17 protein-coding genes are annotated in these 16,591 nt (G+C 60.5%); 14 read left to right on the top strand and 3 right to left on the bottom strand.

Features of this window, described 5'->3' with window-relative positions:
- Positions 1 to 29: 29 nt before the first annotated feature.
- A complete protein-coding gene (locus tag AB6803_RS13440) occupies positions 30 to 626 on the top strand; it encodes a glutathione S-transferase (RefSeq protein ID WP_371109356.1) in 597 nt (198 codons plus the stop codon).
- 113 nt (positions 627 to 739) lie between these two features.
- Here AB6803_RS13440 and AB6803_RS13435 read toward each other — a convergent pair whose 3' ends face one another.
- A complete protein-coding gene (locus AB6803_RS13435) occupies positions 740 to 1,375 on the bottom strand; it encodes an outer membrane protein (RefSeq protein ID WP_371109355.1) in 636 nt (211 codons plus the stop codon).
- 363 nt (positions 1,376 to 1,738) lie between these two features.
- Between AB6803_RS13435 and AB6803_RS13430 the strand changes: the two genes are divergently transcribed.
- From AB6803_RS13430 to AB6803_RS13410, 5 genes are all read left to right on the top strand, one after another.
- Positions 1,739 to 2,506 carry an SDR family oxidoreductase gene (locus AB6803_RS13430; protein WP_371109354.1) on the top strand — a complete coding sequence of 256 codons (768 nt, stop codon included), beginning with the start codon at positions 1,739 to 1,741 and terminating at the stop codon, positions 2,504 to 2,506.
- Positions 2,503 to 4,545, top strand: coding sequence for an excinuclease ABC subunit UvrC (uvrC, locus tag AB6803_RS13425; protein ID WP_371109353.1), 2,043 nt, complete (start codon positions 2,503 to 2,505; stop codon positions 4,543 to 4,545). The genes AB6803_RS13430 and uvrC overlap by 4 nt, the downstream gene beginning before the upstream one ends.
- A gap of 213 nt (positions 4,546 to 4,758) precedes the next feature.
- Positions 4,759 to 5,346 carry a CDP-diacylglycerol--glycerol-3-phosphate 3-phosphatidyltransferase gene (gene pgsA, locus AB6803_RS13420; RefSeq protein ID WP_371109352.1) on the top strand — a complete coding sequence of 196 codons (588 nt, stop codon included), beginning with the start codon at positions 4,759 to 4,761 and terminating at the stop codon, positions 5,344 to 5,346.
- Positions 5,346 to 5,600: a molybdopterin converting factor subunit 1 gene (gene moaD, locus AB6803_RS13415; protein ID WP_371109524.1), complete on the top strand. Its 255-nt coding sequence runs from the start codon at positions 5,346 to 5,348 to the stop codon at positions 5,598 to 5,600. Before pgsA ends, moaD begins: the two co-directional genes overlap by 1 nt.
- A gap of 203 nt (positions 5,601 to 5,803) precedes the next feature.
- On the top strand, positions 5,804 to 6,271 hold the full coding sequence (locus AB6803_RS13410; RefSeq protein ID WP_371109351.1) for a molybdenum cofactor biosynthesis protein MoaE: 468 nt from the start codon (positions 5,804 to 5,806) through the stop codon (positions 6,269 to 6,271).
- A gap of 4 nt (positions 6,272 to 6,275) precedes the next feature.
- Here the strand turns inward: AB6803_RS13410 and AB6803_RS13405 are convergent, their stop codons facing one another.
- Positions 6,276 to 7,172, bottom strand: a complete 897-nt coding sequence (locus AB6803_RS13405) for a branched-chain amino acid ABC transporter permease (RefSeq protein ID WP_371109350.1) — start codon at positions 7,170 to 7,172, stop codon at positions 6,276 to 6,278.
- A 63-nt stretch (positions 7,173 to 7,235) separates the two neighbouring features.
- On the opposite strand from AB6803_RS13405, the gene AB6803_RS13400 reads away from it, so the two are divergent.
- Together AB6803_RS13400 and AB6803_RS13395 are read left to right on the top strand one after the other, a co-directional pair.
- On the top strand, positions 7,236 to 7,787 hold the full coding sequence (locus AB6803_RS13400) for a CGNR zinc finger domain-containing protein (protein WP_371109349.1): 552 nt from the start codon (positions 7,236 to 7,238) through the stop codon (positions 7,785 to 7,787).
- Entirely contained in the window at positions 7,784 to 8,293 is a 510-nt protein-coding gene (locus AB6803_RS13395; RefSeq protein WP_371109348.1) for a hypothetical protein, read from the top strand. Before AB6803_RS13400 ends, AB6803_RS13395 begins: the two co-directional genes overlap by 4 nt.
- Before the next feature lie 74 nt (positions 8,294 to 8,367).
- On the opposite strand, the gene ndk is transcribed toward AB6803_RS13395, so the two are convergent.
- Positions 8,368 to 8,790, bottom strand: coding sequence for a nucleoside-diphosphate kinase (gene ndk / locus AB6803_RS13390; protein ID WP_007702574.1), 423 nt, complete (start codon positions 8,788 to 8,790; stop codon positions 8,368 to 8,370).
- A 227-nt stretch (positions 8,791 to 9,017) separates the two neighbouring features.
- Between ndk and AB6803_RS13385 the strand changes: the two genes are divergently transcribed.
- From AB6803_RS13385 to AB6803_RS13360, 6 genes are all read left to right on the top strand, one after another.
- The gene (locus AB6803_RS13385) at positions 9,018 to 9,527 is read left to right on the top strand and encodes a DinB family protein (protein ID WP_371109347.1); all 510 of its coding nucleotides are present in this window, start codon (positions 9,018 to 9,020) and stop codon (positions 9,525 to 9,527) included.
- A gap of 162 nt (positions 9,528 to 9,689) precedes the next feature.
- Positions 9,690 to 10,196 carry a hypothetical protein gene (locus tag AB6803_RS13380; protein WP_371109346.1) on the top strand — a complete coding sequence of 169 codons (507 nt, stop codon included), beginning with the start codon at positions 9,690 to 9,692 and terminating at the stop codon, positions 10,194 to 10,196.
- A 49-nt stretch (positions 10,197 to 10,245) separates the two neighbouring features.
- A complete protein-coding gene (locus tag AB6803_RS13375; RefSeq protein WP_371109345.1) occupies positions 10,246 to 12,135 on the top strand; it encodes an ABC-F family ATP-binding cassette domain-containing protein in 1,890 nt (629 codons plus the stop codon).
- A gap of 103 nt (positions 12,136 to 12,238) precedes the next feature.
- Positions 12,239 to 13,120, top strand: a complete 882-nt coding sequence (locus AB6803_RS13370; RefSeq protein ID WP_371109344.1) for a polysaccharide deacetylase family protein — start codon at positions 12,239 to 12,241, stop codon at positions 13,118 to 13,120.
- A 121-nt stretch (positions 13,121 to 13,241) separates the two neighbouring features.
- On the top strand, positions 13,242 to 15,302 hold the full coding sequence (locus AB6803_RS13365) for a prolyl oligopeptidase family serine peptidase (RefSeq protein WP_371109343.1): 2,061 nt from the start codon (positions 13,242 to 13,244) through the stop codon (positions 15,300 to 15,302).
- A gap of 144 nt (positions 15,303 to 15,446) precedes the next feature.
- The gene (locus tag AB6803_RS13360; RefSeq protein ID WP_371109342.1) at positions 15,447 to 16,553 is read left to right on the top strand and encodes a TRAP transporter substrate-binding protein; all 1,107 of its coding nucleotides are present in this window, start codon (positions 15,447 to 15,449) and stop codon (positions 16,551 to 16,553) included.
- The last annotated feature ends 38 nt before the right edge of the window (positions 16,554 to 16,591 follow it).

Raw genomic sequence — 16,591 nt, 5'->3', positions numbered from 1 at the left:
TTTCACTCCGCACATGACAAGGTGAATCCATGAAGCTGCTCTGCTCGTCCACCTCCCCTTTTTCCAGCAAGGTTCGGATGGCCGCCCGGCATCTCGGCATCGATATCAACGAAATCCGCGTCGACACCAATGCCGGGCCGAACGTGCTGGTCGACAACAATCCGCTCGGCAAGATCCCGACGCTATTGACGGATGACGGCGAAGCGATCTTCGACAGCCGCTGCATCATGCATTATTTCCACCGGCTGAAGGGCAAGACGCTTTATCCCGCCAAGGATGGTAAGCGCACCGAAGCCGAGGTGCTGGAAGCGCTTTGCGACGGTACCAACGAATGCCTGCTGTCGATCGTCTACGAACGCCGCTTGCGCGACCCGGACAAGCAGCATCAGCCCTGGATCGACCGGCAATGGACGAAGGTCGGCCGCGCCCTCACCCATCTCAATGCCGAGCCGCCGAAGATCGGCAAGAGGCTGCATGGCGGGCACTTCGCCCTCGCATCGCTGCTTGGCTATCTGCAACTGCGGTTCGAAGGGCAGTGGGAAGACGATCACGCCGACCTGATCGCCTGGGCGCGCAAGTTCGAAAAGCATTTTCCCGACTATCAGGCGATGAAGCCCCAGGGCTGATCGCCGCAGCGCTCCCCGCATGACGAATGCGCGGCGTCGCTGGCTAGAAGACAGGCTGAAACGAAAGAAGCCGGGGCAAAACCCCGGCTTCTTCGTCAGACAATTCTGTCGGATTAGAACTTTACGCCAACACCGACCTTGACGCTCTGCTCGTCGTAGCCGCGCGAGAAGTTGCCAGAGTCGAGGCCGAACTTTTCCTTGCCGTAGTCGGTGTAACGATATTCGATACGAGCCGTTACGTTGCTGGTGATGAAGGTTTCAGCACCGGCACCAACCGTGTAACCAACAGCGGTCTTGCTGTCGGACGAGGTGTCGTCGGAAAGCTTGTTCTGGCCGACAGCCAGACCGGCCGTGCCGTACAGCATGAAGGGGTTGAAGTCGTAACCGAGACGACCGCGAACCGAGCCGTTGACGCCGTTCTTGGCAGTCAGGCCGTTGCGGCTCGCGTCCAAACCGGAGTAGCCGAGGTCAGCTTCAACGCCGTATACGATCTGGCCCTGCTGCCAGTTGTAACCGGTGAACGCCTGGCCGCCGAAACCATAGGCGTTGCCAGTGCGCTTGTGGAATTCACCCTTCTGCCAGTCGCCTGCACCACCGATGTAGAAACCGGACCAGTTGTTGATGGCCGGAGCGGCTTCCTGTGCAACAGGCGGCTGCGGAATCTGCTCTACGGCATCAGCTGCATAGGCTGCATTGACACCGCCGAGAGCGAAAGCGGAGACCATGAGGGTCTTGATAAGAGTACGCATACTTTTCTCCTTTCAGGCTCGTGTTCTTGGTCTACTGTCGTCGACTTCGGATCATCACGAGCAATTACAAAATGTCCCTCCCGGATCGACACTGAAATTGGAATGCAAATGAGGAATTCGAAGAGCTAAATTATGATATCATTGTGGCACACGCGTGGCTGAATTTCGATGTTGCTTCAGTGCAACAGACGAATTGTTAACCATAACGATTGGTTAAAGCGGGTATACTTATTTTTATCCAAATATATCTAAAGCTTTACACAAGTCATCTTCCCCACTTGTGTCGCATGAGCACCATTTCATATGGTGTATCGACGCCCTATATGAGCTTCTGTTGGGTAACGGCGAGGAAAAGGCAGCATCTTGAGCCAGGAAAAACTACGCACCGCGCTGATAACGGGTGCATCAAAAAGAATAGGCCGAGCAATGGCCGAGGATTTGTCGGCGAACGGCTTTGCGGTGGCGCTGCATGCCAACCAATCGATCGCCGAGGCAGCAGAGATCGTGACGAAATTGCGGCAAAAGGGCAAAAAGGCGATTGCGATCAAGGCCGACCTGCAAAATTCGGCGGAGACGTCGATGCTGATCGAAAGGGTGGTTTCGGAGCTCGGACCGCTGGATCTGCTGGTCAACAATGCCTCGGTTTTCCAGGGTGATTCTGCCGACCGATTCGATGCCGAGGCCTTTGACTCGCATTTTGCCGTGCATGTCCGCGCGCCCTCGATCCTCGCTGCAGATTTCGCGCGCCAGCTTCCGGACGGCGTTCCCGGGCTGATCGTCAACATCGTCGACCAGCGCGTCTGGGCGCTCAATCCGCGCTTCTATTCCTATACGCTGTCGAAGGCGGCGCTCTGGACGGCGACCCAGACCATGGCGCAGAGCTTTGCGCCGCGCATCCGCGTCAACGCCATCGGCCCGGGCCCGACGGTGCGCAGCGTCCGGCAGACGGAAGAGGACTTCCAGGCACAGATCGACGGACTCATATTGAAGGCCGCGCCTGGACTTGAGGAATTCGGCCGCACCGTCCGCTTTCTTTTTGACACGCCTTCGATCACGGGCCAAATGATAGCGCTCGATGGCGGCCAGCACCTTGCCTGGGAAACGCCTGATGTGTCGGAGAGCATGGAATGAACGGACGAAAGCTGCCCGACGGCGGCATTCTCTATGACGAATCGGAAGACATTGAAGACGACATCGAGGTAGAGGGCGATGCCGGCGCCTCCCCTGTCGCGCCCGTAGACTGGAACGAAGGCGGCAAGAACGAGACTGGCCTTCGCGGCGCCGAGCTGATCGCCGAATTCGTCAAACGGCTGCCGAATAATCCCGGCGTCTATCGCATGTTCAATGAAGCCGGCGATGTGCTCTATGTCGGCAAGGCACGCAGCCTGAAGAAGCGTGTCGCCAACTATGCGATGGGCCGGGTGCATTCCAACCGCATCGCCCGCATGGTGCGCGAAACCGCCAACATGGAGTTCGTCACCACTCGCACCGAGACAGAAGCTCTGCTGCTGGAAGCGAATCTGATCAAGCGCTTGCGGCCGCGCTTCAATGTATTGCTGCGGGACGACAAGTCCTTTCCCTATATTCTCATCACCGGCAATCATCGGGCACCTGCGATCTTCAAGCATCGCGGCGCGCGGGCGCGCAAGGGCGAATATTTCGGCCCCTTCGCCTCGGCTGGCGCCGTCGGCCGCACCATCAATTCGCTGCAACGCGCCTTCCTGATCCGCACCTGTGCCGACAGCGTCTTCGAAACCCGCACCCGGCCCTGTCTTCTCTATCAGATCAAGCGCTGTTCCGGGCCGTGCACGCACGAGATCAGCGATGAGGGCTATGCCGAGCTGGTGCAGGAGGCGAAGGATTTCCTGTCCGGCAAGAGCCAGAACGTCAAGGCGCATATGGCCGAGGCGATGAATGCCGCTGCCGAAGACCTCGATTTCGAGCGCGCTGCCGTCTTTCGCGACCGACTGGCGGCGCTGTCGCATGTGCAGAGCCATCAGGGCATCAATCCCGCCGGCGTCGAAGAGGCCGATGTCTTCGCCATCCATCACGAGGGCGGCATCTCCTGTATCCAGGTCTTCTTCTTCCGCACCGGTCAGAACTGGGGCAACCGCGCCTATTTCCCGAAGGCCGACCCATCTCTTTCGGGCGCCGAAGTGCTGAACTCGTTCCTGGCGCAGTTCTACGACGACAAGCCCGTGCCGAAGCAGATCCTGCTGTCGGAGACGGTCGAGGAAATCGAGCTGCTGGCGGCGGCACTTAGCGAGAAAGCGGGCCACAAGGTCTCGATCCTGGTGCCGCAGCGCGGTGAGAAACGCGATCTGGTCGATCACGTCGTTGCCAATGCGCGCGAGGCGCATGGCCGCAAGCTTGCCGAGACAGCTTCGCAGTCGCGGCTGCTCGAGGGCTTCAAGGAGACGTTTCAGCTTCCCTACGTGCCGCAGCGCATCGAGATCTACGACAACTCGCATATCATGGGCACGAATGCCGTCGGCGGCATGGTGGTGGCCGGGCCGGAAGGCTTCGTCAAAGGCCAGTACCGCAAGTTCAACATCAAATCGACCGACATCACGCCCGGCGACGACTTCGGCATGATGCGCGAAGTCATGACACGGCGCTTCTCCCGTCTGTTGAAGGAAGAGGGCATACCGGATCGCAGCGGCGCGGCGGAGGCTGCCTCCGTGGATGCAGCCGATCAGCCCTTTCCCGCCTGGCCGGATGTCATCCTCATCGACGGTGGTCAGGGACAGATGACGGCCGTGCGCGCCATTCTCGAGGAGCTGGGAATCACCGACAGCGTCATCGCCATCGGCGTGGCCAAGGGCGTCGACCGCGATGCCGGCCGCGAACGCTTCTTCGCCCTTTCCCGCGAAAGCTTCACACTGCCGCCCCGCGATCCCGTGCTCTACTTCATCCAGCGCATGCGCGACGAGGCGCACCGCTTTGCCATCGGCTCGCACCGGGCGCGGCGCAAGAAGGAGATGGTGAAGAATCCACTGGATGAAATCGGCGGTATCGGCCCCTCGCGCAAGCGGGCGCTACTGCAGCACTTCGGCACCGCCAAGGCCGTATCACGCGCCGCGCTTTCCGACCTGATGGCGGTCGAAGGCATATCGGAAGCCGTGGCGACGCAGGTCTACAACCATTTTCACGAGGACGCCGCGAAATAAGAACAGCCCGTCGCAAATTCCACGGAATAGTGACGAAAAAACAGAAACAATGTTGACGGTAAGGTTCCCAAACCATCATCTAGGACATGGTCTCAAAAAGTGCCGAGCGGTTTTTGGGTAAGATCATGCTAAATCAAATCACTGGAACGAGATAGCGTCCTCAAGGACAAGTCCATTTCGGTCCAGTGAAACAACCGAAACGAAACGAACCCCATGGCTTCGCGCGCATACAGCATTCCAAATCTGCTCACCTATGGCCGCATCCTTTGCGTACCGCTGATCGTCCTGTGCTTCTTCGTCGAAGGCAAATTGGAGGGATCCGATTTCGCGCGATGGGTAGCGCTCTGGATCTTCGTCATCGCCTCGCTCACCGATTTTCTCGACGGTTATCTCGCCCGCATCTGGAATCAGACCTCGAATATCGGCCGCATGCTCGACCCGATCGCCGACAAACTGCTGGTCGCCTCGATCCTGCTGCTGGTCGCCGCCGACGGTACCATCGCCGGCTGGTCGCTCTGGGCGGCGATCATCATTCTGTGCCGTGAGATACTCGTCTCTGGCCTGCGCGAATATCTGGCCGCGCTGAAAGTCAGCGTGCCGGTGACGCGCATCGCCAAATGGAAGACGACCGCGCAGCTCGTCGCCATCGCCTTCCTGCTGGCTGGGCCGGCCGGCGACAAGGTGCTACCCTATACGACGGAACTCGGCATCGTCCTGCTCTGGATCGCGGCGCTGCTGACGATCTATACCGGCTACGATTATTTCCGCGCCGGATTGAAGCATATCGTGGACGAAGAATGATGACGAAGCTCGTCTATTTCGCCTGGGTGCGGGAGCGGATCGGCAAGGGAGAGGAAGAGATTTCCCTCCCCTCTGATGTGGTTACCGTTGGCGATCTCCTGAGTCATTTGAAGACCTTGGGCGAGGAATACGAGACGGCGCTTCAGTTTCCCGACGCGATCCGCGTTGCCATCAATATGGAACATGCCGATCACGACGAACCGATCGCTGGCGCCCGTGAAATCGGCATATTTCCACCGATGACGGGTGGGTGAAATATGGTTAGCCTGCGAAGGTTGGAAGGGGTTTTGCCTTCTCCCCATCGGGGAGAAGGACGCGCGGTAGCGCAGGTTGAGGGGGCTTTGCACCGTAAGGCTGCCTTTCGCTTACCGCTCAAGGCCTCGGAGCTTCGCACCTCGCCCCCCTCATCCGCCCTGTCGGGCACCTTCTCCCCGGTGAGGAGAAGGAGAGCCAGTCGATGACTTCACCACTCATCAAAGTCCAGCGTGAGGACTTCGATCTCCAAACCGAGATCGATCGCCTGACGAAGGGGCGGCTTGATATCGGCGCGGTCGTCACCTTTTCGGGCCTCTGCCGCGATGAAGGCGGGATGCTGGGTGCGCTGGAACTCGAACACTATCCCGGCATGGCGGAAGCGGAAATCACCCGCATTGCGACGCTTGCCATCGAGCGTTTCGAGCTTCGCGGCCTGACTGCCATTCATCGCTACGGCAAGATTACGCCAGGCGAAAACATCGTCCTCGTCATCGCCGCCGCCTCGCATCGGCAAGCCGCTTTCGATGGCGCCAATTTCGTCATGGACTTCCTGAAAACCTCCGCGCCCTTCTGGAAGAAGGAACACGCCAAGGATGGCGCGGAAGGCGACTGGGTTTCGGCCAAGGATGCCGACGATACCGCGCGGGAGAAATGGGCCGGCGACAAATAGGCTCTCAGGGAACCACGCGTTCGCGCCGGCTCAGCACCAGCAGCAGGACGAGCAGCGAGAAGATCACGAAATCACGCCATAGGAATGGGCCATAGGCGCCCCATAGGGTCTCGAACAGGCCTAGCAATGCAGCGCCACCTGCCGATTTCAGCGGATCGGAATAGCCGCCGACAGCGGCGATCAAAAGCACCTTCAGCCCGAACATCAGACCGGCGCCGAAATCCATCGTGCCGTAATAGGAGGTCGCCAGCAGCCCGCAGACGGTCGCGACCAGCGCCGAGGCGACATAGGCCAGGAGAAAGACGCGATTGGCGCTCGTGCCGCAAAGCTCGGCGGCCAGCGCGTCATCCGTCACCGCCCGCCAGATGCGGCCCCAGCCGGTATATTTGAGCACATAGGCTCCACCGAGGACGATCAAGACCATCAGCGCGGTGTTGATAAGCTGGATCTTGGTCAGCGTGACGCGGAAATCGCCGCTGTCCCAGAACACGATCATCTCGTTCAGGAACGGCGGCAGCCAGATGCCGCGCGTATTGGAGGCAAGCCGCGCCGTCTCCATCAGGATGATCATCATGCCGAGAGCCGCAACGATCACCGTGTTCGGCGACTTGCGCGACAGCGGCAGCATGATCGCGCGGCCGACGAGAAGGCTCGTTCCCAAGGTATAGGCGGCCGCGATGGCCGCGCCGAAAGCAAGAGCCGCCGGCAGGATCAGGATGAGCCTCGTATAGCCGACGTCAGTGAACAGGACCAGCATCTGGCCGGCAAAAGCAAAGAGCGCCCCATAGGTGATATCGGCCCGCTTCATCACCCCAAAAGCGATGGCATAGCCGAAGGCCAGCGCGGCATAGAGCGCGGCAAGCGGAACGGCATTTGCCAATTGCTGCAGGAGATAGGCCATCGATCCTCCCATGGTCGATAAATAGTAACTGGTAAAACTGATTTTACCAGTTATAATTTCAGCATGAGCTTTTCCTGGACCCCGCATCGTTTTTCCGGTGGCGCGCTGGCGCTGGATGTCGCCAACAGCGTCATTCTGCGCCATGACGACGAGCGGCGCACCGACCGCTTCGAAGCGGCGGGGCAGATGGAGAGTTTTCCGAAGGCGGCCGCGAAATTCTGCGCCGAGCGGGCCCTGTTCGGCGACATCCTGCCTGTACGGCCGGAAAACAGACCTGACTTCATCGCACTCCGCGAAACGATAGACCGCTATTTCCGCGCTCGCGTCCTTGATCGCGGTGCCGATGCGCTACTGGCCGATCTGCTGGAGGCGCTGGCGACGGTGCTGAGACAGGCCGCCTCTCCTGATGGGCTCGATGCCGCGACAGTGCATTCCACTCTGCGGCTGATTGCGATGCCTGACCCAGAACGCATGAAGATCTGCCGCAACTGTGGCTGGCTGTTCATCGACCGCAGCAAGAACAAGAGCCGGGCCTGGTGCGACATGGCGGTCTGCGGCAACCGCGCCAAGGCGAGCCGGCATTATCGCCGCAAAAAGGAGGAGAGCACACCATGAGGACCGGGATGATCGTTTTGATGACGGCAATCGCCGGGCTGACCGTTGCCGGCTGCCAGCGAGAGCCGGAAAGCGGGCCGACCGAACTCAGCGGCCGGCTCTTCGTCTTCAACTATCGCGTCGCGACCGCGAGCTACATGATCACGCTGAAGAAGATCGCGCCGATCCCGGAAGGGACGACGGCGGTCGCGGAATTCGAAAATCCGGCGGGCGGCGATCCCCTGGTGGTGCGGCAGAAGATTTTTACGTTCTGGGACAAGATCACGCTCGAGAGCCCGGATCTGCGCTGCGTGCGCAAGGACCGTCCTTATTCCGTCTCGATCAGGCTGGTCGATGCCAGCGACAAGACAATCCAGACCATCAAGACCGAGGTGAAATCCGACCTCGACCAGACCGTGCTGCCGACGAAGCCGCTTGTCGTCGGCCCGGTCTACACGGAAAATCCGGATGTCTTCAAAAGCGACGGCAGCGTCGACTACGGACACGATAGCGCCTGCCCGGCATGAAAAAGCCGGGGCGCAAGGCCCCGGCTTTTCATCAATCAATTCAGTCTTTTCAGCGCTTCGGCTGAAAGGCTGATTCAGCCGACGATTTCGGTTTCGGAGAACCAGTAGGCGATTTCGACGGCAGCCGTTTCCGGAGCGTCGGAGCCGTGAACGGAATTTTCGCCGATCGACAGGGCGTGGATCTTGCGGATCGTGCCTTCAGCGGCGTTGGCCGGGTTGGTGGCACCCATGATTTCGCGGTTCTTCAGGATGGCGCCTTCGCCTTCCAGGACCTGAACGACAGTCGGGCCGGAGGTCATGCCGTCGACGAGTTCGCCGAAGAAAGGACGTTCCTTGTGAACGGCGTAGAAGCCTTCAGCTTCGCGCTTGCTCATCCAGACGCGCTTGGACGCGATGACACGCAGGCCATTGTCTTCAAAAATCTTGGTGATGGCACCGGTCAGGTTACGCTTGGTTGCGTCCGGCTTGATCATCGAAAAAGTGCGTTCAATCGCCATGGGTCAATTCCTTGTATTCAGAGAAAAGTGGGCGGTCTTTACCCGCCCCACAGCCCGAAAACAAGGGGCATGCGCCAATTTCACGCCGCTGTCACAGTCCAGACGAGCGATTCGCGGCCCGTCCGGTAGAGGAACGACAATCCCATCGGCAAATTTCATTGATGCCATCAACCCCATTTGCTCAATTTTATTCTAGGCTTGCAGCAAAGCCCTGGAGGAGAACCAATATGCACAGACACTTCGGAATGTTCGCCCACTACAATCGCTGGGCCAATACCCTGCTATACGATGCTGCCGCTCAGATCAGCGATGCGGAATTTCACGAAAACCGCGGTGCCTTCTTCGGCTCCTTGCGCAACACGCTCAACCATCTGCTTGTAGCCGACCGGATGTGGATGCACCGTTTCACCGGCACCGGCGAGGTCGCAGCGATATTGAACGCCATCCCACATGACGACCACGCCGGTCTCCGTGCCGCACGCGAGGCCGAGGATCAGCGTATCATCGATTGGGTCGAGACACTCGACGATGCCGCACTTGCCGCCGACATCACCTATTCACCGGTCACCCGGCCGGGCGCCATTACCCATCCGTTGAGGGCTGCCGTCGCACAGTTGTTCAACCACCAGACCCATCATCGTGGCCAATGCCACATGACGCTGACGGCTCTGGGCAAACAGTCACTGGAGCTCGACCTGATCTACTTCCTGCGCGGTCAAGGAAGACACTGGATGTAAAGTCAAAGGCGAGCCATTGATGCGTGATTGCAGTCATGCGTTGTTCTTCCGGCTGATATTGATGTAAGATCATACTGATAAGACATTTCGTTCATGTCGTATTAACCTGCGTGCCTACAAGTTGGAGGGATATATCAGCCGGGTGACAGTCAGAGAGTGAGCATGAAGAGTTCCAAGGCAGGTGTTTCGGCGTATTCCATCGGCAACGACAATGGCGAGGCGGAGACCGAGCTTGAGACGATCGGCCGTCATATGGCCAAGTTGAAGGTCAGGAACCTGCCGCGCAACTACCAGCTCTTCCATGAGGCGCTTTATGGCCATGATCGCGGGATCGCCAGTGAGATTGCGTCCCTTGGCCCTACCCCGTCGCAAACCGGACTCGACGATATCGGCTTGAAACATCACCTCGTCAGCCATTGCGGCCTGGTCGCCCGGAAATCCGAGAGCGATGCGGCCGAGATGCTGCGCGACGTGGCCAATCAACTGGCCGAAGGGCTGAGGAAGAAACAGCGCTTCGCCCGCGAGATCGAAGTAGCCCCGCATGCCGCCGATGCCATGGACTGTCTTAACGCCTCGCTCAGCAATCTGCTGCTCTACGAAACCGAGCTGACCGAGCGGCTGCGTGACTGCGCCAACTTGCCTGCAAAGGCACGCAACATGCACGCCTAAGGCCTTTCCAGCTCTTGCCTTCGGCGCAGAGTTCGGCCAAAACCGCGCCATGATTTCGATTTCCGACCTTTCGGCCCGCATTGCCGGCCGTCTCCTCATCGACCATGCCAACGTAACGCTTCCGGCGGGCACGAAAGCTGGGCTTGTCGGCAAGAACGGCGCCGGCAAATCGACACTGTTCCGGGTGATCACCGGCGATTTCGCCGCTGAGAGCGGATCGGTCGCGATCCCGCGTAACGCCCGCATCGGCCAGGTGGCCCAGGAAGCGCCGGGCACGGAAGAGCCACTGATCGAGATCGTGCTGAAAGCCGACAAGGAGCGCACCGCCCTGCTCGCAGAGGCCGAGACGGCGACCGATCCGCACCGCATCGCTGATATCCAGACCCGGCTTGCCGATATCGGCGCCCATTCCGCCGAAGCGCGCGCCGCCAGCATTCTGGCGGGCCTCGGTTTCGACCATGAGGCGCAGCACCGCCCGGCCTCCTCCTTTTCCGGCGGCTGGCGCATGCGCGTGGCGCTTGCGGCCGTGCTGTTCTCCGAGCCGGACCTGCTGCTGCTCGACGAACCGACCAACTATCTCGATCTCGAAGGCACGCTCTGGCTGGAAGATTATATCCGCCGCTATCCGCACACGGTCATCATCATCTCGCATGACCGCGATCTGCTGAACACGGCTGTCAACGCCATTGTCCATCTCGACCAGAAGAAGCTCACCTTCTATCGCGGCTCCTACGACCAGTTCGAGCGGCAGAAAGCGGAGGCCGACGAGCTGCAGACCAAGGCCAAGGCGAAGAACGATGCGGCGCGCAAGCACCTGCAGAGCTTCATCGACCGCTTCAAGGCCAAGGCAACGAAGGCCCGGCAGGCACAGTCGCGGGTCAAGGCGCTGGAGCGCATGGGCACGGTTGCCGCCGTCATCGAAGATCATGTGATGGGCTTCAGCTTTCCCGAGCCGGAAAAGCAGGCGGCCTCGCCGATCATCGCCGTCACCGGAGGTGCTGTCGGCTACGAGCCCGGCAAGCCGATCCTGAAGCGCCTCAACCTGCGCATCGACGCCGATGACCGCATCGCGCTGCTTGGCTCGAACGGCAACGGCAAATCCACCTTCGCGAAGTTCGTCTCCGGCCGTCTCGATGCCGATAGCGGCGACGTGAAGCTCGCGCCGAACCTGAAGATCGGCTTCTTCGCACAGCACCAGCTCGACGACCTCGTGCCGAACCAGACCGCCGTCGAGCATGTCCGCCGCCGCATGCCGGACGCGCCGGAACCGAAGGTGCGCGCCCGCGTCGCGCAGATGGGGCTTGCGACAGAGAAGATGGACACGCCGGTGAAGGATCTCTCGGGCGGCGAGAAGGCGCGACTGCTGATGGGCCTTGCCGCCTTCGATGCGCCGAACCTGCTGATCCTCGACGAACCGACCAACCATCTCGACATCGACAGCCGCAATGCGCTGATCCAGGCGCTGAACGACTATTCCGGCGCCGTCATCCTGATCTCGCACGACCGCCATCTGATCGAGGCGACCGTCGATCAGCTTTGGCTGGTACGCGACGGCACGGTTTCCACCTTCGACGGCGATCTTGAAGAATACCGCAGCCTCGTGGTCGCCAGCCCCAAGGCCAGGGACGACAAGGCCAAGGCGAACGGCGCCGACGATGCCGTCTCCAAGGCGGACCAGCGCAAGCTCAATGCCGACCGCCGCGCCTCGCTCGCGCCGCTTAGGAAAAAGATCAACGAAATCGAATCCTTGACGGCTAAGCTGGAGAAACTGATTCAGGCGCTTGATGTGGAACTTGCGGATCCTGCGCTCTACGAGAAGGCACCCGCAAAGGCTGCCGAGAAGGCCAAGCAGCGCTCCGACGCAGCGGAGAAGCTTGCCGCCGCCGAGGAGCAATGGCTGGAGCTTTCCTCGGAATATGAAAGCGCGATGGCCGGTTAGAACGGATGATTCCGTAGGCGGCCGCGCACCGATCCTAACCGATCATTAACCATAGTCGGAGAAAATACGCACAACATTCAATCACATATGTTGAGCGCTTCCGATGACCTACCGTCTCCTATTGGCCGGCCTTGCCGTGTCCCTTTCCCTTGCCGGTTGCGCCACGAAGCCGGGGGACGAAGCTTCGCTGAAGACGAGTTTTGCCGCCGAGGAGCCACAACGCAAGGCGTTGAAGGCCAACGACCCCATCGAGATGGAGCCGAGCAAATGGGCGAGCACCGATGCTGAAACGAGCGACGAAGGCCGCACTCACACGCTGGCCGGGCGCACGCTGGAAGTCTCCTCCCTGCACGACCTGAAGCTCGCCGACAAGGAAGTCATCCTGAGCTTCGATGACGGCCCTGCCCCCGGCAAGACGGAGCGCATTCTCGCAACCCTCGACAGGTTCGGCGTCAAGGCGACCTTCATGATGGTCGGCGAGATGGCGCAGGCGCATCCGGAGACGGCACTCAAGGTCGTTGCCGCTGGCGAAACCATCGGCAGCCATACTTTCCATCATCCCGATCTCGACAAGATGAGCTTCGACATGGCGATGGCCGAGATCATGCGCGGCAAGAACGCTGTCGCCAAGGTCGTCGGCACGGATGTCCCCTTCTTCCGCTTCCCTTATCTTGCCGATTCCAGGCGCCTGCGCACGGCCGTCACCATGCGTGATCTCGTGATCATGGATGTTGATGTCGACAGTAAGGACTATTTCACCCTGTCGCCCGCCGCCGTCGCGGCGCGTACCATGAACGAACTGCGCAAGCGCGGCCGCGGTATCGTCCTGATGCACGACATCCACCAGCGCACCGCAACCATGCTGCCGGCCCTTCTGACCCGCATGGAAAAAGAGGGCTACAAGGTCGTGACGCTGAAGTACAAAGCCGCGCCCAAGCCGACATCGGATCTGGTCGCCCAGGCCGATATCAAGATGGTGCGCTGAGGCCGATAGACAGCAGAAATCTGTATGACGGCATGCACTTGGGGAAGCATGGTTGCTTCTCCGGGTGCATTTTGATTTGTTCATATGCGATTCACATCATCAATAGCGTATCAGGTATCTTATGCATCTCCATCTCGAGCACGACGACGATCCCCTCACCCTCCAATTCGTCGCCGAGAGGAATGCGCAGTCGGAACGGGCTCTCGTGACGCCCGAATTCGAGGCCGATAGCGCGGCGATCAAAGCAATGATCGAGCGCGAGGACCGGCTGATCCAGCCGGTTCGCCGTGGCAAGTGGCTGTTCGACTTCCATCGCAGTGCGGATCATCCCCTTGGCGTATGGCGGCGGCTTCCCGCCGACCTGGACCCGGTGCCGAGCGCACCCTGGGAGCCGATTTTCGATCTCGACGCCTTCTGCGGGTTGGAGAACAAACTCTGGATCTGGCGCGGCGCGATCACCTGCCCGTGGGAGCCGACGCGCGTGCTGATCTGCCTCTCCGACGGCGGCTCCGACCTCGGGCGGCTATTGGAGTTCGATTGCGAGGCCAAGAGCATCGTCGAAGGCGGCTTCGATACGCCGCCGGCGCGTTGCCATGCGACCTGGCTCAGCCGCGACGAGATCGCCTATTTCGGCTCGATCGATCGCCTGTCCGCAACGCGCTCCGGCTGGCCCCGCGTCGGCCGACGCCTGAAGCGCGGTCAGGCGCCGGCGAACGCGCCGCTGCTCTACGCCACGGCCGATACAGACGTTTACGGTTCCTGCGTGGTCATCGATCCGGTGCTCTCCGGCATTGTGAAGAAGGGGACCGCCAAGCCGATCCGCCTGTTCATCACCGGCCACGAGATCGGCAGTTGCAGCGTCTTCATCAAGGATCCGGATTTTTCCCTGCGGCGGATCGATCTGCCGAGGGAAATCGACATCCAGTTCAACTATTCCTATTGCCTCTGGCTCGCCAAGACCGATGAGCGCATCCCCGCCGGCGCTCTGGCGCTGCAGCCCTTGCCGCGCCAGGCTGGCGACATCAGCACCGAGGCGACGCGCGTGCTGTTTTCGCCCAGTGAGCGGCAGTCCGTATCGCAGTTTCTTTTGCTGCGCGAATGGTGCGTCTTCGTCGTCTCCGACAATCTGCAACCCCGCCTTTTCGTCCTGGACCTGATCAAGCCGGATGCGGAGATCCAGGAGATCCCGCTTCCTGGAGATGTCGAAACGGTTGCGCTCCAGCCGCTTTATTCCGAATTGCATCTCGGCGACGACACGCTGCAGGTCTATGGCGAAGGCTTCCTTCGGCCGCCAACCTGCTATCGCCTGGAACTTTCCAACCGCAAAAAGCCGCTCGAACTCATTCAGGGTGCCAGCTCGCCCGCCTATTTCGACAGCGACGGCATGACCTCCGAATTGCTGGAGGCCACATCCGAAGACGGCACGAAGGTGCCGTACCGGCTGGTCTTGCCGAAGACGTGGACGCAAGGCGAACTGCCGGTGCTGCTATACGGCTATGGCGGCTTCGATGTCTCGCTCAGCCCCAACTATTCCGGCGTCATCGGCCGCTGGCTGGAACAGGGCGGCGCCTATGTGCAGGCCTATATTCGCGGTGGCGGTGAGCTCGGGCCGAACTGGCACCGCTCCGCCAAGGGGCATGGCCGCCACAGGGCGTTTGCCGACTTTGCCGCCATCGCCCGCGATCTCGTCGCCCGCGGCTATACCAAGCCATCGCGCATCGCCGCCAATGGCGGCAGCAATGGCGGGCTTTTGACCGGCGCGATGCTGACCCGCTATCCTAGGGATTTCGGCGCGATCTGGTGTCAGGTACCGGTGCTGGACATGACCCGCTTCCACGTCTTTCCCGCCGGGCAGGCCTGGATCGACGAGTATGGCAATCCCGACGACCAGGCCGATCGCGATTACCTTCTCTCCTACTCGCCGCTCCATAATCTTAAACCCGCCTCGGACGTCACCTATCCGCCGATCTATGTCGAAAGCTCCAGCAATGACGACCGGGTTCATCCCTCGCATGCGCGGCGATTCGCGGCGCGGATGGAAGAGCTCGGCCACCATCCGCTGTTCCACGAATTCGGTTCCGGCGGCCATGGCGGCGATGGCGCGTCGAGCGACCTCGCGGCGCGTATCGCGCTGGGTTACAGCTTCCTCCGGGAGACGATCATGAAGCCGGACGGCGCCTGAATTAGGCTTTCCCGATATCCTCGGAAAATCAGCGGTTGCAGATCGTTCGGTGCGCTTGAAACGCATCGAACGACATGATTAGTTGCGTCGTGATCACGAAGAGCGGGCCAACCCGCCCGCTCGTATCCTGGGGGGAGAATATAGATGGATCGTCGTTCATTTCTGAGGAAAGCCGGCGTTGCCGGTGCGGGCTCGGTTGCCGCCGCGGCCCTTGCGGCTCCGGCCATTGCTCAGACTATTCCGAAAATCAACTGGCGCCTGACCTCGTCGTTCCCGAAGTCGCTCGACACGATCTATGGCGGCGCGGAGGTGCTGTCGAAATATGTATCGGAAGCGACCGACGGCAATTTCACGATCCAGGTCTTCGCGGCAGGCGAAATCGTACCCGGCCTACAGGCCGCCGACGCTGCGTCCGCTGCCACGGTCGAGGCATGCCACACGGTCTCCTATTATTATTGGGGCAAGGATCCGGTCTGGGCGCTGGGAGCGGCCGTTCCCTTCGCGCTCAATGCCCGTGGGATGAACGCCTGGCAGTATCACGGCGGCGGCATCGATCTCTTCAACGAATTCCTGGCAACGCAAGGGCTGATCGGTTTTCCCGGCGGCAATACCGGCGTGCAGATGGGCGGCTGGTTCCGCAAGGAAATCAACACCGTCGCCGATCTCAAGGGCCTGAAGATGCGAATTGGTGGCTTTGCCGGCAAGGTGGTGGAGCGCCTTGGCGTCGTGCCGCAGCAGATCGCCGGCGGCGACATTTATCCCGCCCTTGAAAAAGGTACGATCGATGCGGCTGAATGGGTCGGCCCCTATGACGACGAAAAGCTCGGATTCTACAAAGTCGCCCCCTACTACTACTATCCCGGCTGGTGGGAAGGCGGCCCGACGGTGCATTTCATGTTCAACAAGGCGGCCTATGAGGGCCTGCCGAAGGCCTATCAGTCGCTGCTGCGCACCGCAGCCCAGGCGACCGACGCCAACATGCTGCAGAAATACGACTATCTGAACCCGGCCGCCATCAAGCGCGTCGTCGCTGAAGGCGCCAAGCTGCGGCCGTTCAGCACCGAAATCCTGAATGCCTGCTTCGAAAAGTCGAATGAGGTCTATGCCGAAATGGAAGCCTCAAACCCGACCTTCAAGAAGATCTGGGAATCGATCAAGGGCTTCCGGGGCCAGCATTACCTCTATGCCCAGGTCGCGGAATACAGCTACGACGTCTACATGATGACGCAGCAGCGCGCCGGAAAGATCTGATCTTCACCCATGGTCAAATGAAAACCCCGGAGTATTGC

Source organism: Rhizobium sp. RCC_161_2 (assembly GCF_041355235.1).
Lineage (GTDB): Bacteria > Pseudomonadota > Alphaproteobacteria > Rhizobiales > Rhizobiaceae > Rhizobium.
Note: the sequence above shows the minus strand (reverse complement) of the source record. Positions and strands in the feature narration are given on the sequence as shown.